The organism is Chelatococcus sp. KU-N122, assembly GCF_055391085.1.
The window spans coordinates 4,056,014-4,075,935 of the sequence record NZ_AP043981.1; the positions used below are offsets into that span (position 1 = coordinate 4,056,014).

At 66.8% G+C, this 19,922-nt stretch carries 17 protein-coding genes and 2 pseudogenes; 10 read left to right on the plus strand and 9 right to left on the minus strand.

All coding sequences use genetic code 11. The annotated features are described in order from the left end of the window. The first annotated feature begins 136 nt into the window (after positions 1-136). From ACZ5PO_RS18215 to ACZ5PO_RS18245, 7 genes are all read left to right on the plus strand, one after another. The gene (locus ACZ5PO_RS18215) at positions 137-766 is read left to right on the plus strand and encodes a DsbA family protein (protein ID WP_464195996.1); all 630 of its coding nucleotides are present in this window, start codon (positions 137-139) and stop codon (positions 764-766) included. A 19-nt stretch (positions 767-785) separates the two neighbouring features. Beyond that, positions 786-1,478, plus strand: coding sequence for a L,D-transpeptidase (locus ACZ5PO_RS18220; RefSeq protein ID WP_464195998.1), 693 nt, complete (start codon positions 786-788; stop codon positions 1,476-1,478). 188 nt (positions 1,479-1,666) lie between these two features. After that, the gene (gene blh / locus ACZ5PO_RS18225) at positions 1,667-2,962 is read left to right on the plus strand and encodes a bifunctional sulfur transferase/dioxygenase Blh (RefSeq protein WP_464196000.1); all 1,296 of its coding nucleotides are present in this window, start codon (positions 1,667-1,669) and stop codon (positions 2,960-2,962) included. A 29-nt stretch (positions 2,963-2,991) separates the two neighbouring features. Next, a complete protein-coding gene (bigR, locus tag ACZ5PO_RS18230; RefSeq protein ID WP_464196890.1) occupies positions 2,992-3,300 on the plus strand; it encodes a sulfite-sensing transcriptional repressor BigR in 309 nt (102 codons plus the stop codon). Between the two features lie 29 nt (positions 3,301-3,329). Then, positions 3,330-3,704 (plus strand): YeeE/YedE family protein, encoded by a 375-nt coding sequence (locus tag ACZ5PO_RS18235; protein ID WP_464196892.1) that lies wholly within the window; start codon positions 3,330-3,332, stop codon positions 3,702-3,704. Continuing rightward, entirely contained in the window at positions 3,701-4,141 is a 441-nt protein-coding gene (locus ACZ5PO_RS18240; RefSeq protein WP_464196002.1) for a DUF6691 family protein, read from the plus strand. Before ACZ5PO_RS18235 ends, ACZ5PO_RS18240 begins: the two co-directional genes overlap by 4 nt. Continuing rightward, positions 4,138-4,917: a sulfite exporter TauE/SafE family protein gene (locus tag ACZ5PO_RS18245; protein WP_464196004.1), complete on the plus strand. Its 780-nt coding sequence runs from the start codon at positions 4,138-4,140 to the stop codon at positions 4,915-4,917. The genes ACZ5PO_RS18240 and ACZ5PO_RS18245 overlap by 4 nt, the downstream gene beginning before the upstream one ends. A gap of 114 nt (positions 4,918-5,031) precedes the next feature. On the opposite strand, the gene ACZ5PO_RS18250 is transcribed toward ACZ5PO_RS18245, so the two are convergent. The 6 genes from ACZ5PO_RS18250 to ACZ5PO_RS18275 form a co-directional block, all read right to left on the minus strand. Beyond that, positions 5,032-8,595: an autotransporter outer membrane beta-barrel domain-containing protein gene (locus ACZ5PO_RS18250; RefSeq protein WP_464196006.1), complete on the minus strand. Its 3,564-nt coding sequence runs from the start codon at positions 8,593-8,595 to the stop codon at positions 5,032-5,034. Between the two features lie 286 nt (positions 8,596-8,881). Continuing rightward, positions 8,882-9,379, minus strand: coding sequence for a hypothetical protein (locus tag ACZ5PO_RS18255; protein WP_464196008.1), 498 nt, complete (start codon positions 9,377-9,379; stop codon positions 8,882-8,884). 57 nt (positions 9,380-9,436) lie between these two features. Further along, on the minus strand, positions 9,437-9,961 hold the full coding sequence (locus tag ACZ5PO_RS18260; protein WP_464196010.1) for a hypothetical protein: 525 nt from the start codon (positions 9,959-9,961) through the stop codon (positions 9,437-9,439). 217 nt (positions 9,962-10,178) lie between these two features. Continuing rightward, positions 10,179-11,033 carry a helix-turn-helix domain-containing protein gene (locus ACZ5PO_RS18265; RefSeq protein ID WP_464196012.1) on the minus strand — a complete coding sequence of 285 codons (855 nt, stop codon included), beginning with the start codon at positions 11,031-11,033 and terminating at the stop codon, positions 10,179-10,181. A 520-nt stretch (positions 11,034-11,553) separates the two neighbouring features. Continuing rightward, the gene (locus tag ACZ5PO_RS18270) at positions 11,554-12,183 is read right to left on the minus strand and encodes a trimeric intracellular cation channel family protein (RefSeq protein WP_464196014.1); all 630 of its coding nucleotides are present in this window, start codon (positions 12,181-12,183) and stop codon (positions 11,554-11,556) included. 380 nt (positions 12,184-12,563) lie between these two features. Beyond that, on the minus strand, positions 12,564-13,025 hold the full coding sequence (locus ACZ5PO_RS18275; protein WP_464196016.1) for a winged helix-turn-helix transcriptional regulator: 462 nt from the start codon (positions 13,023-13,025) through the stop codon (positions 12,564-12,566). A gap of 314 nt (positions 13,026-13,339) precedes the next feature. Between ACZ5PO_RS18275 and ACZ5PO_RS18280 the strand changes: the two genes are divergently transcribed. Further along, positions 13,340-14,611 (plus strand): MFS transporter, encoded by a 1,272-nt coding sequence (locus ACZ5PO_RS18280; protein ID WP_464196018.1) that lies wholly within the window; start codon positions 13,340-13,342, stop codon positions 14,609-14,611. 336 nt (positions 14,612-14,947) lie between these two features. On the opposite strand, the pseudogene ACZ5PO_RS18285 reads toward ACZ5PO_RS18280, so the two are convergent. The 3 genes and pseudogenes from ACZ5PO_RS18285 to ACZ5PO_RS18295 all read right to left on the minus strand — a co-directional run. Beyond that, positions 14,948-15,046, minus strand: a pseudogene (locus ACZ5PO_RS18285) (NAD(P)-dependent oxidoreductase); the annotation flags it as partial. Between the two features lie 117 nt (positions 15,047-15,163). Continuing rightward, positions 15,164-16,639, minus strand: coding sequence for an aldehyde dehydrogenase family protein (locus ACZ5PO_RS18290; RefSeq protein ID WP_464196020.1), 1,476 nt, complete (start codon positions 16,637-16,639; stop codon positions 15,164-15,166). 51 nt (positions 16,640-16,690) lie between these two features. Next, on the minus strand, positions 16,691-17,509 hold the full coding sequence (locus ACZ5PO_RS18295) for an SDR family oxidoreductase (protein WP_464196022.1): 819 nt from the start codon (positions 17,507-17,509) through the stop codon (positions 16,691-16,693). 123 nt (positions 17,510-17,632) lie between these two features. Between ACZ5PO_RS18295 and ACZ5PO_RS18300 the strand changes: the two are divergent. Continuing rightward, positions 17,633-17,931: pseudogene (locus ACZ5PO_RS18300) on the plus strand (helix-turn-helix domain-containing protein); the annotation flags it as partial. A gap of 305 nt (positions 17,932-18,236) precedes the next feature. Next, entirely contained in the window at positions 18,237-19,901 is a 1,665-nt protein-coding gene (locus ACZ5PO_RS18305) for an MFS transporter (RefSeq protein WP_464196894.1), read from the plus strand. Positions 19,902-19,922 lie beyond the last annotated feature (21 nt).

The window sequence follows — 19,922 nt, forward strand, 5'->3', positions numbered from 1 at the left end:
ACCTTAAGGCTGCCTTAAGGTGGAGGGCGAGGCTGCCGCGCGTCGGAGGCAACAGCGCAGGCCCGCTCGCGGCGCGGGGCATCGCAAGCCGTCTCCCACAAGCCCACGTCCAACCGTTCATCCCGAAGGACAATCGATGAAACGCAGAGACCTTCTCGTCCGCATGCTGCTGGCGCTTGCCGTCCTGCTCGTCTCCGCAGGAGCCTGGCGCACGGCTCGTGCGCAGGGCGTCGATGCAGACGGCATCCTGCGCGATCCCGAGGCGCCGACGGCCGGCAACCCGAAGGGCGACGTCACCATCGTCGCGTTCCTCGACTACAACTGTCCCTACTGCAAGACGTCGGCGCCGGACCTGGCGCGGGCCGTCAAGGACGATGGTGCGGTTCGCCTCGTCTACAAGGATTGGCCGATCCTGACGGAGGCCTCGGTTTACGGGGCACAGCTGGCGCTGGCCGCCAGGTATCAGGGCCGGTACGACGCAGTTCACCACGCGCTGATGGCCATCACCGGCTCACGCCTCCCGAAGGAGAGGATGCTGGAGGCGGTGAAGGCATCCGGCATCGACATGGCCCGCCTGCAGGCCGACCTCCAGGCCCATTCCGACGCCATCAGGGCGCTGCTCCGACGCAACGCGGCCCAGGCCGAGTCGCTCGGGCTCGAGGGCACGCCCGTCTATCTCATCGGCCCGTTCCGCACCGCGGCGCTCGACTATGCCGGCTTCAAGGAAGCCCTCGCCGAGGCACGTCGCCGTCAGACGGCCAAGTGAGGGGCGGGTGATCCATCCGATGCGTTTCCCTGTGCTCCCTTGGCTGTCGGCGTGGCGGCTTCATGCCGCTCTGCTGCCGCTGGCGCTTGGCGCCTGCACCACCACGTCTCTCGCGCCGGTTGGCCCGGCGGCGGAGGCCCTCGTCGCGCCCGCGGCGGCGCGGCGCTACGCGGTCGTGACGGACGAGGCCTTCCCCGTCCCGGCCGTGGCGCTGGACGAGCTCAAGCCACGCTACATGCGCCAGCTCGTGGACGATCCCACCGGCCAGCCGGCCGGCACCATCGTCGTCGATCCAAAGAACCGCTTTCTCTATCTCGTCCAGGACGGCGGCAAGGCACTGCGCTACGGCGTGGGGGTCGGCCGCGAGGGCATGGCATGGTCCGGAACGGCGAACGTCGCCCACAAGCGCCAATGGCCGCGCTGGACGCCGACGCGGAGCATGATCGCCCGCGAGCCGGAGCGATATGCCAGATGGGCCGGCGGCATGGCGGGCGGCACCGGTAATCCGCTCGGTGCCCGCGCGCTCTATCTGTTCAAGGACGGCAAGGATACGCTTTATCGCATCCATGGCACCAACGAGCCGTGGTCGATCGGGGAGGCCGTATCGTCCGGCTGCATCCGCATGATCAACCAGGACGTCATCGACCTCTACCGGCGGGTGCCGGACGGCGCCCGCGTCGTCGTCCTTCCTGCTGGTGGCGGGGGCGCCTGAGGCGGGCGGGCACCCGCGGCCGCATCCAGCTGCGGGCGGCCCGCCGTCAGGCACTGCATGCGAAGCCGGCATCGGCCTGCGGCTCGGGTTGTGGCGTGGCCTGCGGCGATGTCTGGCTCCGGGGGGCTTGCAGTTTATCAATATACATTATATTTAAACGTATATTGATGTCGCCAAAGGATGCCGTCATGCATGCCGTGAAGATCAATGACCGCCTGACGGTGGCCGCCCAGCCCGATCCGGCCGCCTTTCGGCAGCTGGCGGGCGAAGGCTACGCCGCCGTCGTCAACGCCCGCCCCGACGGGGAGGAGGCCGGCCAGCCGGGCAACGACGCGGAGAGGGCCGCGGCCAAGGCGGCGGCGCTCGACTACACCTTCGTGCCTGTCACCGGCCAGGGCATCACCGAAGCCGACATCCGTGCCTTTCAGCGTGTGATCGCGGGCGCCAAGGGGCCTGTCTTCGCCCATTGCAAGAGCGGCGCCCGCGCGCTCGCCCTCCATGTCCTCGGCGAGGTGCTGGACGGGCGCATGGACAGGGCGGAGGTTGAGGCCTTCGGCAAGCGCCACGGCTTCGATCTCTCCGGTGCGGCGCGCTGGCTGGAGCGCGAGGCGGCGCGCGTGCCGCACGTGAGGGGCTTCTTCGACCCGCGGACCTGGAGCATCCAGTACGTGGTGAGCGATCCGGCGACGAAGCGCTGCGCCATCATCGACCCGGTCTACGATTTCGACGAGAGGTCCGGCGCGACCGGCACACGCAACGCCGACGCGATCCTGGCTTACGTCGCGGCGGAGGGGCTGACGGTCGAATGGATCCTCGACACCCATCCCCATGCGGACCATTTCTCCGCCGCCCACTACCTGAAGCAGAAGGCGGGGGCACCGACCGCCATCGGCGCCCACGTGAGCGAGGTGCAGGCACTCTGGAAGGGCATCTACAACTGGCCCGCGCTCGCGGCCGACGGCTCGCAATGGGATCGGCTCTTCGCCGACGGCGACACCTTCAGGGTGGGCGGCCTCGACGGCCGCGTCATGTTCTCGCCCGGCCATACGCTGGCGTCCGTGACCTACGTGATCGGCGATGCCGCCTTCGTCCACGACACCATCTTCATGCCGGATTCGGGGACGGCGCGGGCGGACTTCCCGGGCGGCAGCGCCAAGGTCCTCTGGGCCTCGATCCAATCGATCCTGTCCCTGCCGGACGACACCAGGCTGTTCACCGGCCACGACTACCAGCCCGAGGGGCGCAACCCGAAATGGGAAAGCACGGTCGGCGAGCAGAAGCGCGCCAACCGGCATATCGCCGGCATGGACGAGGCCGGCTTCGTCAAGCTTCGCCAGGCCCGTGACTGCACCCTGCCCATGCCGAGCCTGATCCTGCACGCGCTGCAGGTCAATCTGCGCGGCGGCCGCCTGCCCGAGCCGGAGGGCAACGGCCGGCGCTACCTCAAGTTCCCGCTCGACGCGCTGGAGGGAGCGGCATGGTGAGGACGCTCGACACCGCTCCCCGCCCGTCGATGGGGGCCGACGAGATGGAAGCCCGGGCCGGCGAGGTCGCTGCCTTGCTGAAGACGCTCGCCCACCCGGCACGCCTGATGCTCGCCTGCACTCTGGCCGAGGGCGAATATTCCGTCGGCGCCTTGGAGGAGATGCTCGGCATCCACCAGCCGACCCTGTCCCAGCAGCTCGGCGTGCTGCGCGAGGCCGGCATCGTCGAGACACGGCGTGAGGCCAAGCAGATCTTCTACCGGCTGACGGAGGCGAAGGCGGCTCGGCTGATCGAGGCGCTGTACGCCATCTTCTGCGCACCGGAGGAGCGGCCGTGACGACCTATTGGCCTTCGCTCTTCGGCGGCATGCTGCTCGGCTGCGCAGCCATGCTGCTGCTGCTCGTCAACGGCCGCATCGCCGGCATCAGCGGCATTGTCGGGCGTCTCGTCGGCGGGCAGCAGGTGCCGGCCAATGCCGCCTTCGTTCTCGGCCTCGTCGCCGGGCCGGTCATCCATGCCGCCGTCTACGGGCACTTTCCCGCGGTGACGATCGCCGCCTCCTGGCCTGCCGTGCTGATCGCGGGGCTGCTCGTCGGCGTCGGCACCCGCATGGGGTCGGGCTGCACGTCGGGCCACGGCATTCTCGGCCTTGCGCGCCTCTCCAGGCGCTCCTTGGCCGCGACCATCACCTTCCTCGTGACCGGAGTCGTCGTCGCGACCGTGGCGGGAGCCTTGCGATGAACGCCCGCGCGTGCGCCCGTCTCCTCGTCGCGCTCCTGGCCGGGGCGGTCTTCGGCTTCGGTCTGTCGCTCTCCGGCATGATCGATCCGTCCCGCGTGCTGGGCTTTCTCGACGTCGCGAGCGGCCGTTGGGACCCGAGCCTGGCGTTCGTGCTGGGTGGCGCCCTCGTGGTGGCGGTCCCCGGCGTCATGCTGCAGCGCCGTCTGGCGCAGCCGCTGCTCGACGGGCGCTTCCACCTTCCCGAGAAGGGCACGATCGACCGGCGCCTGCTTCTCGGCTCGGCGATCTTCGGCAGCGGCTGGGGCCTTGCCGGCTTCTGCCCGGGGCCGGCGGTCTCGGCCTTGTCGATGGGGCTCGTGCCCGTGGTCCTCTTCGTCGCGGCGATGGCCCTCGGCATGATCGTCCATGATCACCTGATCGCCGGGAGGCGCTCGTGACGGTCTCCTCCCTCGTTCCGGCCGTGGCCTCCGGCGGGCTCGTCGGCTTCGCCCTCGGCCTCGTCGGCGGCGGTGGCTCGATCCTCGCAACGCCGCTGCTGCTCTACGTGGTCGGCGTCTCGAGCCCGCACGTGGCTATCGGCACCAGCGCGCTCGCCGTCGCCGCCAATGCCTATGCCAATCTGCTCGCCCACGCCCGCCAGGGCCACGTGTGGTGGCGCTGCGCCATCGTCTTCGCGCTCGCCGGCACGATCGGGGCGGGGGTGGGGTCGAGCCTCGGCCTGCACGTCGACGGCAGGCGCCTGCTCTTCCTCTTCGGGCTGCTGATGGCGGCCGTGGGCCTGCTGATGCTGCGCCCGCGGGCCGCAGCGTCGAGCGGCCTCCGTCCGGTCGACCTGCGCATGTGCCTCGTCACGGCGGCCGCGGCCGTCCTGTCCGGCGCGGCCTCAGGGTTCTTCGGCATCGGCGGCGGCTTCCTCATCGTGCCGGCCCTCATCTTCGCCACCGGCATGCCGACGATCAACGCCGTCGGCTCATCGCTTCTGGCGGTCGGCACCTTCGGGCTCGCGACGGCGCTGAACTATGTGCGGGCCGGCTTCGTCGACTGGGCTCTCGCCGCGCAGTTCATCGCGGGCGGCGTGCTCGGCGGCATCCTCGGCATGCTGCTGGCGACGAAGCTCTCCGCGAGCCGGACCGCGCTCAACCGCGTGTTCGCCGTGCTGGTGCTCATCGTTGCCGTCTATGTGATCTCGCAGAACCTGCCGGGTTGGGCCTGAGCACGATCGAACGCCGAGCCGCGAGCCACCAGTTCCCGCCGCGATCGGGCGAAGCCACCCGATCGCGAAGCGCTCCGGCCGAACGGCACCCGAGCGCGCGCCGCGCTCCGCCGATCAGAACTGAACCGACAGCCGGCCATTGAACCCGTGCTGCTGCGCATCCGAGGAGAGCTGCCCCTGATACGACAGGCCGAGCACGACGGCCTCCGTCACGTTCATGTCGAGCCCGGCTTCGGCCAAGGCGGCGTTCCGCGCGATCGGCGCGCCTTGCACCGCGAAGGGGAGGCCGCCCGCGAACGCCAGCCTGGCCTCGGGGGTCACGTCGCCGTAGGCGTGACGCCAGCCGATGCCGCCGTACACGGTCGCGACGATGGTCCCCATCTGGATCTTGGATGAGGAGGCGCGCAGGCCGAGCGTGGTGAAGGCGGTGCCGCTCGCGCGGTCCGCGCTGGCCAGCGCCGTCGTGCCGTAGCTCTCCCTGAAGCCGTCCGTGTTGAGGCGGACATAGGCCAGGTTGGCATAGGGCTCGAAGCTGACCGCGGCGGCCTCGATGCGATAGCCGAGCTCGCCGAACGCCTGGAACGTGCCGCCGTCATACTTCGCCGAAAGCCCCTCCGCCAGGCCGGCGAACGCCACCCGGCGACTGGTCGACAGGCTGTGCCACGTATAGGCCAGGCCGGAGCGGAAGCCGAGATTGCCCCACTGCGTGCCGGCGAACAGGCCGACCGAATAATTGTCGCTCGCGCCGGAGGAGCCGACGGCCTTGGCGTCGAAGGAGGTGCGGCTGTAGCCGGCGAGCGCCCCCACCCGCCAGCTGTCGGCGACCGTGCCGTCGGCGCCGGCGAGGAAGCCGCCGGTGGAGTGGCTCAGGCGTGCGGCGTTGCCGTCCGCGTCCGCACGGCTCCAGGCGCCGAAGCCGCGGCCCCACACGGTGAAGGCCTGCCGGTTCGCCGGGCCCTTGCTGAGGCCGTCCGCCCCCAGGCTCACGGCCGGCATGGCGGGGACGGCGGCGTCGCCGAACGCCGCCCGGATCCGGTCGATGGCCGCATCGCGGACGAAGTGGCTGTCCTCGACCAGCGCGCCGCGGGCGGAGGCATGCACCTCGCCGGAGAGCTGGGTGAAGGCCGTCTGCGCCACCGCCGCGGACTGGAAGACGAGGCGGTTGTAGAGGGCGTTGCTGGACCCGAGCGCGTCCGCCGCCGCGGCCACCGACTTCTGATTGAAGGTGGTGCCGACGTCGGCGAAGGCGACGGAGCTGCGGTTGACGTCGAGATAGACCGCCTTGGGGTCGTAGCCGAGGGCGAAGTCGACGAACGGCGAGTCGTGGTAGAGGTCGCCGGTCAGCAGGCCGTAGGTGCCGTAGACGCCCTGGTTGGCCGACACCAGCGTGTAGCGCGTGTTGATCGCGTACGATCCGGCGCTCTGCTGGGTGATGTTGACCGCCGCCTCGTGATCGATGGTGGCGCGGCCGCCGACCTTGATAAGGTCCGATGCCCCGCCCGGACCGACGGTAGCGTCGTAGACCGAGCCGCCCTGCTGCACGAAATCGCCCGTGACCGTCATCGTCCCGATCGAGGCGGGATTGGCGGCCGAGCCGGGCGCGATCCGGGCGCCGTTGCCGACGATGACGCCGCCGAAGCTGCCCGAACCGGCGAGCACGCCGCCCCACCGGGCTTCGGCCGTGCCGCCCACGCGCCCGTCGTTGCCGAACAGGCCGGACACGGTCACGTCGGCGCTCAGCGAGCCGGAGGGCGTGAGCAGCAGGCCGGCGCGGGAGTTGACGGTTGTCATGCCGGCAAAGGTGTTCTCGCCGCTCAGCGTCTGCCGGCCTCCGGCGACGGTCAGGCCGCCATTGCCATGCTGGGCTCCGTTGGCTGAGTCGACCGTGTCGCTGATGCTGCCGCTGAACGTGTCGCTGGCGGCGGTCAGCACCAGCGTCCGATCTCCGAGCTGAACCGTCCCCGTGCCGCTCAAGCTGCGGATCGAGGCCGTGTTCGGCACCCCCGTCACGCCCCAGTCCGCTAGATAACTCCCGTGCTGGGAGATGTCGAACGTGCCGTTGGCGACCACCCGGGCGGATTGTTCGATGCTGCCGGGCCCGGCGAGGGAGAGAAACGCACTAGTGTTGATGTAGGTCGCGCCCGTGTAGGTGTTGACGTTGGTCAGCCGTACATTGGCGTCGGTGTCGACCGTGAAGGCGCCCGCACCGGAGATGACGCCGGCGATGCCGAACCACCCCTGTTGACGTCCATCGACGATCTTCTGGCTGCCCATCTCTTTGGTGATTGCCAGACCGGCCTGCCCGGTCGTGAAGTCGTTGGCGCTGACGAAATAGGGCGTATAGGCGGTCACTTTATTGGCGAGGTCGTACATGACCGACTGGTCGCGGAAGAAATTTAAGCCGATGTTCAAGTGCTCGTCCTGGCCCTCGATATACTGAACGCTGGCGTTCTGGAGCGTGACGGTATCTCCGTGCTCGGCGGCTGTTTTGCCTTGGCCGGCAATCGTGATAGTGGGCACAGTCGCTTTATTGTCCGCGTCGAAAACGACACCCGCGTTCTTGAGGGCCGTGTACGTGGCTTTGTCCAGCAGTAGGTCAACTGGGTTTCCGGTGTCGAGCAGGACTGGTCCGGTCGTCGTAATCTCGCTGCTCGTTGAGCCGTTGCGCGCGACGATCGAATTTCCACCGGCGTCGAAGTACTTGACGGTGAAGTTTCCTTCAAATTGAGTCGAGGCAGGGGTTCCATTGGAGAACGAAGATTTGAAGCCAGTCGTGTCTTGCTGTCCCCAGGGCACGAACGAGCTGAATTGAGCGCGCAGGCTGGCGTTCAGGTTGAGGATCGCGCAGGGCGCGCAGCCTGGAGTCTTGTCGCCGTCGAGGTTGGCATTCGCCGCAACGATATAGCCGCTCGCCGTCCGTTGCGCCAACGGGTTGGCGCCATAGCTGGTGGTCATGCTAAAGTCGCCGGCCCCAAAAGTTCCGGCGCTGTAATAGTCGTCAAACGTCTTCCCGTCCGCCTTGAATTTGCCGTCGTCTGCCGGAAGTCCTTGATTTATTCGAGATCTTGCGGTTGTGTCTGAGTAATATTTTCTCCCAGCTTCCGTGTGGGCCGGCTGCTCCGATAACTGGCCATGGGCGTAGGGGGTGTTTGCGGTATAGATGAACTCGTCTATTCGTCCGATGCGAAAGGTTCCGGGCAAGGTCGTGTTCGCCGATCCCCGCTTTGGATCGTAGATCTTGAGACCGTGCGTGACGTCGACTGGTGTATAGAGGTATCCGTAGAGGCTGTCGCCATATAAATAGCTGCCCTGCGGTCCCGCTGGATGCACATTCGGAACGCTGGGGCTGATCTGCGTGTTGAACTGATCCGAACCCGTGTCGAAGATATAGGGCAGGGGCGCGCTGCCGTTGACCCCGATCGAGATGCCGAGCCGATTGAGGTCGCTCCCGTCGTTGGCCTGCATGTGCTGGAGGGGCAGCAACTGGGGAGCCTGTGCCTGGGCAGCCGCCGGCACGCCCAGGACGAGTTCGGCGCAGAGCAGCACCGGCGTCAGCCCTGCCGAGGACAGGGCCGTGCCGTATTTCAGGATCGCGGCCAGCGAGCGGCGAGCGCTTCCGCGCCGCAGGCCTGCGGGCCGGGCGGAGGGAAGCGGGGCGGCAGGCGCGTCGTCGACCATGGAGCGGACCCTTTCGGTTCGGCCCCCTGGTAGCAGCAAGGTCAAGACACACTCCACGATTCCTGCCGCGCGGGCGGCCGGGTCGTAGTCTGAAGGTGATAGCCAAGCACTATCATGACAATAGTCGGGGACAGCGCGCCTTTGTGGGAGCGCCCCCTTGAGGCCGAGGCGGCCGATCGGTACGACGTCGCGATCATGAGCGGGGCATCGCCCCGAGGGAGAGTTCCGCCTCGCCGCATCCGGGGCTCGGCGGGTCCGCACGTGCGGGCTCGGCCGCCGCGGCTCGCTACGGCTTCTGCGCCGTCTTGGGGTTTTCCGTGATCAGCCCGCAGTGCAGCGCCACCGGCGCTGTCCGGACGTCGGCGAGCGGGCCGTCGATGAAGTCGCAGCTGAGCAGGTTGTCCGGGCTGCTCTTGCGGGCGGAATAGACGTTGACGTTGACGCTGGCAGGGCCGGCCAGCCAGTCGAGGCGCTTCGGGTCGACCTTGGCGCCGCTGACGTGCGCGGGGCCGGGCTTGCCCGGAATCTCCACCTCCTCCCGGCCGAGGTTGATCTGGCCCACCTCGTCGGCGTGCTTCTTGGCGCTGGGCTTCGGGTCCCCGTAGTAGGAGGCGCCGACGACGATGCCCTCGTTCTGATGGGCGAGCCGCGCCGCCGCCTTGTCGGACAGCGCGATGGTCACGTCGAAGCCCATGTCGTCGCGGGCGGCCGCCGGCTGCGCCGCCGCCACGCAGGCGCAGGCGAGAAGGCCCAGGCCGGCGCGCCGAAGATCCGTCGTCTTCATCGCAGGTCCTTTCGCGCGAGGCGAACCCCGCCGTCCCGCGCCGGCCGCGGCTCGCGGTCAGTCGTTGATGGCGGTGATCTTGATCGCCTGGCTGGTGCCCACGCCGGAGAACCAGATCTCCCCGTCGCCGATCGACACACCCTGCCAGTTGGCGAACAGCGTCGCGTAGGTCTGCTTGGCGACGGCGTCCTTCACCTTGGCGGTGACGATCTTGTCGTAATCGGCGACGAAGTGGTCCGCGTCGTTGAGCTTGACCGCCTTGCCGTTGATGCGCGCGCGGAAGGGGTAGCTGACCATCGCGGCGACACCCTTTCGGTCGTCGGCCGCCACGGCCTTCTTCAGCGCATCGAAGAAGGCCACGTAAGGGGCGTGGCCGCCGAAGAGCGTGTCGAGCGTGCCGTTCACGTCGGCGGCCGTCTGGGCACTGGCCGCCGGGGCGGCGGCGACGGTCGCAACCGCCGCCAATGCGATCATGATCCTGCGCACATGATGAATGCCGGGGCGGCCCTGGCGGCCCTGGCGGCACGACGGGCGGACGCCCTGATCGTCGCGGGAAAGGTGAAGCTCGAACACGTCCAACATAGCCTTTCCATGGGTCGATCTCGGGAATCGTCTCGCTCGCCCGGTTTTACCCGATCACGGATCGTATCGCAGGATGCGCTGGGTGCGCGTTGCGCGATTTGGGTGAAAACTCGATAATTGTCCCGTTTTTGCGGGCTGCCGTCCCCGTCCGAACCGTGCCACACGCCGGCCGAAGACGGCGCGATAAGGCTGAATGTCGAACTCGGTCGGGGCCGCGCTATCGGCTTCTGCGCAGCTCCGTCGGCGTCGTGGTCCAGGCCCGTCTCATCAAGGCGGTCATGTGGCTGTTGCTGGAGAAGCCGGTCAGCGCCGCGATCTCGTTCAGGGGCGTTTCGGTGGCGACGATCAGGTGGCGCGCGTGGGTGAGGCGGGAGGACATCACATATTGGTGCGGAGATTGCCCCGTGGTCTGCCTGAACGCCCGGGCGAAGTGGCTCGGCGACAGCTGTGCGATCGCCGCGAGGCGTTCCAGCGACAGGGGCTCAGCCAGATGGCTCTGGATGAAGTCGTTGACCCTCCGCCAGGTATTCGGGGGCAGGCCGCCGCTGAACAGGCGCGGCGTACGGCTTTTCAGAGAAGAATAGTTTCGCAGCAGATAAGTCGCGAACACGGTGACCAAGGCGTCGAGGCATTCGCCGCTGCCGAGCTCGGTGTTCTCGACCTCGTGCCGCATCCAGCGAGCCAACGTGTGGGCGCGGTCGTCGACGGAACCGAGGCTTGGCGGGCAGAGCTCGAAGGTCGCGTTGTCGAACTCCAGGCCGGCCAATCGGGCCAAGCGTGACGGGCTCAGCGCAACGAGCAGGTTCTCCTTTTCCGCGGTCCAACGTGCGAAAAGCTCGCTGTGATCCGGAACGATTTCGAGCGATCCGACCGGCGCGAGCCCCATGGCCGTCCGGTCGCTGTTGAGCCCGATCTGCCGGCCCGGCTGGGCCGTGAACATGACCAGCGCCATATGGCCGGGCGCCGTGAATTGAATCTCGTTCGGGCCGGTATGGGTGCGCGTCACCGCGCCTCCGTCACGCTCGAACTTCGGCCCCCACTCGTCCGGAATGCCCTTAAGCAATTGAACCAACTCCCCTCGTCCGATTGGCCGGCTAGGTCTGTCAAATGGAGCCGCACTATCAAATTCAAGCCACGATGGACTCCCGACCCGAACCAGAACCGTTGCTGCTCCGACCCCCGGGCAGGGCTGGGGCTGTCGATTCAGATGATGATGGGTTTTTGATACAATGCAGTGTATTTTGGCAATATACCAATTTGAGCGCACCCTGCTGCCGATTTGATGCGCATCTCGCCGACGGCGCTGCGTTCACGGTTCGTCTGCTCGGGCGCAAAATGATAGTATGAGTTATAATATATTTTGAGGCCTGCTGTGCCGGCTCGACGATGACTGCGGAAAACTGAACTGCGGTCGAGGTCGAGCGGATTGATGCGCGAAGCGGGAGCTTTCGAGCCGCTGAGGCGCAGACAAAGATGCGCGGCGTACGGCGGCTGGCTTTTCCACGCGGACCGCGGGCGAGGGTGCCATCGGCGGCCGCCATGTCCTGTCGCCGCCACGAGGAGGGGCCCATAGTTCGGCGTGAGCTCCGGGCTCAGTGCAGAGAGTTTGTATAGACGAACTTCGGCATCCGCCATCCGAAGCGCAGGGCGAGAAGGCGGAGGCCGAGGCCGACGAGCATTGCGGCGATCATGGTGAGCTCGTGGCCGAAGTCGAGCCATCGTCCGCCCACATAGAGCCCGCCGGTGACGACCGACACCGTCGCATAGAGCTCCGCGCGGAACAGCAGCGGAATGTCGGCGCACAGGATGTCGCGCAGGACGCCGCCGACGCAGCCGGTGATCATGCCGGCGGCGATGACGACGACGATCGGCAGGTCGAGGCTGATCGCCACGTTGCAGCCGATGACCGTGAAGACGACGAGCCCGACGGCATCGAGGAACAGGAAGAGGTGACGCAGGTGGTGCATGTGGCGGGCGACGGCGATCGTCGCCAGCGCAGCTCCGCCGGTGATCAGGAGATAGGAGGGGTGTTCCACCCACGAGAGCGGATGCCGGCCCAGCAGCACATCGCGAACAGAGCCGCCTCCGAGCGCCGTGATGGAGCCCAGCAGGCATACGCCGACCCAGTCCATCTCGCGCCGGCCGGCGGCAAGAGCTGCTGTCATCGCTTCGGCGACGATGGCGACGAGATAGAGAACGTGCAGGAGTTGCGCTGAGTCCATTCCATCGTCTCAAGCCCTGCCATGCGGCGAAAGCTCTCCGCGCAACAGGCGTGCGCATTCGGCACAAGAGAGGTTTTCAAAGTTACGCGATAAGCTTGTCGATTAATTTATATATATTTTACAAATCATTCATATCCGCGCGCTCATCGAAATGTATGGTCCTGGTTCGTTCGGTATTATTCTGCATCGATTCAGGATGTTCTTTTGTCCGATGATGGTCGCAGTTTTATGACGCCGACGGTGCCGCTGAAAAATAATGGTAAAAGTCCGATAATGTTGGCTGATTTTTGCTGCTGTGCGGATGATCGCCCAAGCGATCGACCGTCTCGGCCTGCGAGCAGACGCCACCGCCCACGGCGAGCGGAAGCCGCTGCAAGGGGTCAGCTCCTGGTCGAGCCCGGTGGCGCACGCACGATCGTGTCCTCCGGCCCCAGCACGCGCCCGTCCTGGGCGCGGAGCTCCAGCTTGCGCACCGGAAGGCCGTTCTTCCTGTCCACCAGCAACACATGCGCCTCGTCGGGCTCGAAGAAGAAATCCTCGCCCCACTGCCTGAGCGCCACGAGCAGCGGGAACAGGCCGCGCCCCTTCTCGGTCAGGACGTACTCCTGATACGGGCTGCCGTCCGATGCCGGGACCGTGTCCATGATGCCGTGCACTACAAGATTGCGCAGACGGGCGGACAGGATGTTCTTGGCGAGCCCGAGGTTCTTCTGAAACTCGCCGAAGCGGCGCAGGCCATCGAACGCGTCGCGGACGATCAGCAGCGACCACCAGTCGCCGATCGCATCCAGCGGCCTGGCGACGCCGCAGGTCGAGTCCTTGTGGCTTGTTCTCTTGACCATCGCGGTCCGATCTCCCTGCTGTCCGAGGTGTCGTGGCCCGATATCCGGCTGCCTCTCCCGGCCGGATCGCGGCCTCGTCGTTTCCACGGCATATATTGGTTGCAATTTAAAACCTCAAGCGATATGAACTTTATGGTTTTAATTTAAAACCATATGCGCCGTCATTGGTCGCGGGCAAAGAGGCCTGCACGACGCGCCTGGGATCTCCGCCACGGCGCTCATCCGGGGCGCGCTGTTCGTTCTTTGCTCTCGCCGGATGCCGTCGTCGTTCTTCGTCTTGTATGGTTGCAAACTAAAACATAATGAGAGATTGCATGCGCGTGAAAATCGAGGCCGTCGTCGACGGCAGGGACACCGGCGGCTTCGTCGGCGAAGCGACCGCGCCCCATGCGGGCACGGCGAGCGCGGCGCCCACGCTGTCGCGCGCCGTGGCGCTGCTGTTCGCCGTCGCCTGCGGCCTGGCTGTCGCCAATGTCTATTATGCCCAGCCGCTGCTCGATACCATGGCGGAGGCGTTCGGGATCAGCCATGCGACGGTCGGGCTCGTCGTCACCGTCACCCAGATCGGCTATGGGCTGGGGCTCCTTCTGCTGGTGCCGCTCGGCGACCTCCTCGACCGGCGGCGCCTGATCGTCGCCCAGTCGCTTCTGTCCGTGCTGGCGCTGCTCGCGGCCGCCGCTGCGCCGACCGGCACGGTCCTGCTCGCCGCTTTGGGCGCCGTCGGCCTGCTCGCCGTCGTCACCCAGGTGCTCGTGGCCTATGCGGCAGCCCTGGCGCCGCCGGCGGAGCGCGGCAGCGTCGTCGGCACGGTCACGAGCGGCATCATCATCGGCATTCTCGTCGCGCGCACGGTGTCCGGCGCCTTGTCGGACCTCTTCGGCTGGCGCTCGGTCTACGTCGTCTCCGCGGCGGCGACGCTCGTCATCATCGCGCTGCTGGCCAAGGTGCTGCCCCGTCAGAAGCAGCGCGGCGCGCCCATGCGCTACCCCCGGCTCATCGCATCGGTGTTCACGCTGTTCGCCGAGGAGCCGGTGCTGCGGATCCGCGCCATCCTCGCGCTGCTGATCTTCACCGCGGTCACCGTCCTGTGGACGCCCATGGTGCTGGCGCTGAGCGCACCGCCTCTCTTGCTCTCCCACACCGAGGTCGGCCTGTTCGGGCTCGCCGGCGCCATGGGCGCGCTTGGTTCGGCCAGCGCGGGCCGGCTCGCCGACCGCGGGCACGCACAGCGCACCACCGGCATCGCGCTTGCGATGATGCTGGTGTCCTGGCTGCCGATCGCGCTGCTGCCCTATTCCCTCTGGGGCCTGATCGTCGGCGTCGTCGCCATCGATTTCGGGCTCCAGGCGGTGCACGTCGCCAATCAGAGCCTGATCTACCGCGTGCGGCCGGAGGCGCACAGCCGGCTCACCGCAGGCTACATGATCTTCTACTCCATCGGCTCCGCCACGGGCTCGATCGTCTCGACCCTGGTCTATGCGCAGGCCGGCTGGACCGGCGTCAGCCTGCTGGGCGCTGCGATCAGCGCCACGGCCCTGGTCTTCTGGGCCGCGACCCGGCATCTGACCCCGGACCGGCCGGGCTGACCTCACGACAGCCATCGGCCGTGGCCGCTTGCACCCCTTCTCGGGAAGCGGTGAAGGTGCCGCCGGACCGGCGCGCGAAGCCATCCGCCGCTCACGATCTGGGAAGGGCCGCGTGGGGCATAGATGGATCGTCGCCGGAGGATGATTCATGGGCAGCAATGGGCCGATTGTCATGGGCAGACCGTATGGCCCTGGCTCTATCCGCGCGTGCTGTCCGAGCTTTGACAAAGGGAAACCTGCGAGGCCTCAGGTCCGCCCCGCAAGCCCGCGTCGGCGTCCGACGCAGGAACGATGCGCCGAACGCCATCGATGAGAGGGCCGCGCCGGGCCATGTGATCAGTAGCCGACGGCGAAGTGCTGACGCCGGCGGGCGAGCTTCTCGGGCTCGTCGACCGGGGCGATGGCATAGTCCTCGAACGAGATGCTGCTGCCCTGGTCTAACTGACAAATGATGTCACGGTGTCCCTCGGTATCGCAAAGCCAGGGCTGGCTGAGGCGGGCGTTCAGTGGTGCGGGCCGTGTCCGGCCCGACCACCATCGCCATGTGCATGCTCAATCTCGCTTCGCCGAGAAGACGGCGAGATTCTTTTCGATGTCCTTGCCGGCATACGGCGGGAAGACGTCGAGTAGCCGATCCGGATTGCCGATCAGCATTGCCTTGGTATTGGACAAGGCGTCGAATCCGGCCTTGCCGTAATATTTGCCCATTCCACTGTTGCCGACGCCGCCGAAGGGCAGGCTGTCGATCCAGCAATGCAGGTTGGTCTGGTTGACGCAGCCGCCGCCGAAGGACAGCGAGGCCAGGACCGTGTCGATCGTCGCCTGGTCCTTGCTGAAGATATAGGCCGCCAGCGGTTTCGGCCTTCGCTTGACGATATCGAGCGTCGCCTTGAGGTCGCGATAGGTCATGACGGGAAGGACCGGCCCGAACACCTCCTGCTGCAAGGCGGGATCGCCCCAGTTGGACGGGTACAGGACCGTTGGCTCGACATAGCGCGCCTTCACGTCGAAGCGGCCGCCATGCACGACCTTCTCCGGCAGGATATAGGAGGCAACACGCTCGGCGTCATGCTCGCTGATCATGCGGGCGAAGTCGGGGCTTTTGCTCGGATCCTCGCCATACATCTTGACGATCGACGCCTTAAGCTTGGCGACGAACGCATCGGCGACGTCTTCCTGCACGCAGACATAGCCGGGGGCGATACACCATTGGCCGGAGATGGCGTTGTGGCCCCAGGCGATCCGATCCGCGGCAATATCGAGATTGGCGGTCCCGTCGACGATTGTCGGGTTCTGGCCACCGAGTTCGAGCAGCACGGGCGTCAGATGCTCCGCGGCGGCGCGCATCACCACCTTGCCGACGGCCGAAGAGCCGGTAAAGAAGATGAAGTCGAAGGGAAGCTCGAGCAGCGCGCCGATCTCCTCGCGCCCACCGGTGACGACCGTGAGGTTCTCCGGCGCGAAGTACTGCGGGATCAACTTTTGAAAGAGCGCGGCTGTCGCCGGCGTCGTATTGGCGGGCTTCAGGACCACCGTATTGCCCGCAGCGAGCGCCGCGACGGCGGGATCGAGCAGCAGCAGGATCGGTGCATTGAAGGGGCCGATCACCAACGTGACGCCATAAGGCTCCTTGTAGATGATGCCCCTATTGCCTGTCGCTTCCAGGCCGGCGGGAATCGGGACGGGCTGCGGCGCCATCAGCTCCCGCAGGTTATGGCGATAATAGTCAATCACACCGCTCGGCACAGTGATTTCGAAGAGCTGCTCGAATGGCGGCTTGCCGAAGTCTTCGTAGAGCGCCGCGCAGAAGACGTCTTTGTTGTCGAGGAGCATGCGCTCCATGCGGTCAAGCTGGTCGATCCGCCATTCGTAGCTCTTGGTCACGTCGGTCAGGAAATGCTCGTGCTGGGCGTCGAACAGGCCCTGGAATTTGTTTCCTGCGTTGCTTGACATGGTGACAACCTCGTTCGGCCTCGCGCGGACCGTTGACCCCGGGGGGCGCCGCTCAAGTCGCGCGTGACGGATCAATGCGCTCCAGGCGTCTCGCGGTGGCCACATGCGTTGAAGGCAGTGCCCGGATCAGTTGATGGGGGAGATGATGCCGCCGTTGATATAGCTCGTCGTGCCGGTCATCCAGCGCGCCTCCGGCGAGACGAGATAGAGAGCAAGTCCCGTCACATCCTGAATGTTGCCGATCCCGCCGTCGATCGACATCGACTTCAGCCAGGCGATGTTCTCGTCCGATTCGGCCGGATAGAAGAACGAGGTGTCCAGCGGCCCGGGCGCGATGCAGTTGACGGTCACCCCTCGCGGCCCGAGCTCCTTCGCCAGGGCCTTGCTGAAATGCTCCAGCGGGGCCTTGCTGCCGGCGTAGCCCGCATAGGTCGGCGCAAAGGCCGCCACCATCGTCGTGACGAAGCCGAGGATACGGCCGTCGTCCGCGATCTTCTTCGACGCCTCCTTCAGGAGGAAGAAGGCGGCTTTGGCGTTGACGTTGATCAGATCGTCGAACTCGGCTTCCTCGAACTCCGCCAGAGGCTTGCGGATGATCTTGCCTGCGGTGTTGATGAGGATGTCGACGCTCCCCAACTCCGCAATAGCGGCGTCGAACAGCGCCGTAGCTTGCGCCGGCTTGGAGAGGTCGGCCTGGAAGATCAGCGCCTGGCCGCCGTGAGCGCGCACGGCGGCGGCGGCTTTCTCAGCCTCGTCCTTCTTTGCGGCCGAGTTGTAGTGGACGACGACATTGGCGCCCTCCTGGGCCAGCAGCTCGGCCAGTGCTCGTCCGACATTGGCCGAGGCCCCCACCACGATGGCGTTCTTGCCGACGAAACGGCGCGCGCCGGTGCTTGTCGCCGTAGGGAAGGTCTTGGAGACCGCTTGATGACTGATCGCGACCATTGCTCGTGCTCCCTTGGGGCTAGAGCGCTTTCGTCTGGGGGAGATATCGTCCAGAATTTCGTGATAAAGCCGTTGTCTCTGACATCACTTGTCAGGATTGGCGCCCAATCAAGGTGCTTTCTGCTGAATCGAATAGCGCTCGTGCGCATCTTCGCGCGTGTCGTCGAATGCTCGAGCTTCACCCGCGCGGCCGATGGTCTCGGCCTGCCGGCGCCCCTCAGTCACGGCGGCGGTGATGGAGCTGGAGGGGCGGGCGGCGCCGGCCTTCTCCTTGGCGCCGCCCGCAAGCTGGCTCCGACACAGGACGGGGCTGTCGTCGGCATCGTCTCGGCGTCACAGGCCGCGTCGTCGATTTGGTCGAGGACAGCGTGGATTGCGTCCTGCGGCTCGGACCGCAGTCCGACGCCGGCATGTCGCCGCGAGAGGCCTTCGGCGCTCGTACCGCCCTAGTGTGGTGGATCTGAAGTTCCTGCCCCCCACACGGCATCAGCGTTCAGGAACTTCAGATCCATTAAACCACACTAGAATCATAGAGTTGCTAGTGTGGCTTAGGAATCCGAAATTCGCTCCCAGCGCTGCCCCAGGGTGGTGCGAATTTCGGATTCGCCACACTAGACGATAGTCGCGCTTCACCCGGAATTCATTCATCTCGATGAGCTACAGATGATATCTGAGCCTGCCCGCGGTCGTGCGGGGCGATGCGCTCCATCTGTCGATCGGGAAAGGTCTGGTCTTGCTCAACGGTATCGGCGCCCCCCTGCGCATCGCCCTGTTTCGACGGATCTGGTTTGCGAGCCTCTTGTCCAACCTCGGCCTGATGATCCATGGCGTAGGTGCCGCGTGGGCCATGACGCGCATGACGTCCTCGGCCGACATGGTCGCGCTGGTGCAGACCGCCCTGATGCTGCCGGTCATGCTGTTGGCGGTTACCGCCGGCGCCATCGCCGATATGTTCGATCGCCGCATCGTCGGGCTGCTGGCCATGTCGCTGGGATTGGCGAGCGCGTCCACGCTGTCGGTGCTGACGCACTTCGACCTGCTGACGCCCAACGTCATCCTGATCTTCACCTTCCTGATCGGCTGCGCCATGGCCATGTTCGGGCCGTCCTGGCAAGCATCGGTGAGCGAGCAGGTGCCGCCGGCCACGCTGCCCTCGGCGGTGGCGCTGAACGGCATCAGCTACAACATCGCCCGCAGTTTCGGCCCGGCGCTCGGCGGCGTCATCGTGGCGACGGCGGGCGCTGTGGCGGCCTTCATCTGCAATGCGCTGCTCTATCTTCCGCTACTCGTGGTGTTCTTCCTTTGGCGCCGTCAGGTCGAGCCGTCGCGGCTGCCGCCGGAGCGCCTCGGCCGCGCCATCGTCTCCGGCGTGCGCTATGTCCTGCATTCGCCCTCGCTGCGCATCGTGCTGCTGCGCACGCTGGCCACGGGCCTCTGCGGCGCATCCGTTCTGGCGCTGATGGCGCTGATCGCCCGTGACATGCTGGGCGGCGGCGCGCAGACCTTCGGCATCATGCTCGGCGCGTTCGGCATGGGCGCGGTCGTCGGAGCGCTGAACGTCGAGACCATGCGGCGGCACTTCAGCAGCGAGGCGGCGATCCGCCTCTGCGTGCTGACCATGGGCGCCGGCCTCGCCGTTGTCGCCATGAGCCGGACGCCGGCGCTGACCGGGGCGGCGCTGGTGGTGGCAGGCGCCGGATGGATGCTGGCCATCACCTTGTTCAACATCAGCATCCAGCTGTCGGCGCCCCGCTGGGTCGCCGGCCGGGCGCTGGCGACGTTCCAGGCCGCGATCTCCGGAGGCATCGCCATCGGCAGCTGGTTCTGGGGCCATATCGCCGATGGCATCGGCACCGACCACGCCCTGATGCTGTCCGCCGGCCTCATGCTGCTGTCGCCGCTGCTCGGGTTGTGGCTGCGGATGCCCGCCGCCGGCGGTCGCGACGAGCAGCCCGTCGATCCCCTGGCGGATCCCGAAGTCGCGCTCTCGATCAAGGGCCGCAGCGGGCCGATCGTGATCGAGATCGAGTATCAGGTCGATCCGACGCGGGCGCGGGAGTTTTACGGCGTGATGCAGGACGTGCAGCTCAGCCGGCAACGCAACGGCGCCTATGGCTGGTCGATCGCCCGCGATATCGCCGACCCCCATTTGTGGACCGAGCGCTATCACTGCCCGACCTGGAACGATTTCCTGCGGCAGCGCAACCGGGCAACCCGATCGGAGCGGGAGCTGTTTCAAAAGGCGTCCGAGTTCCATCTCGGCCCCGATCCGATCCGGGTGCGCCGCATGCTGGAACGGCCGTTCGGGTCGGTCCGCTGGAAGGACGAGACGCCCGACCGCGCGACGACCGAGGTGCTGCCGGTGCAGGCCAACGTCGTCAGCGGCACCTGAGCTCGCCGCTTCGCTAGTGTG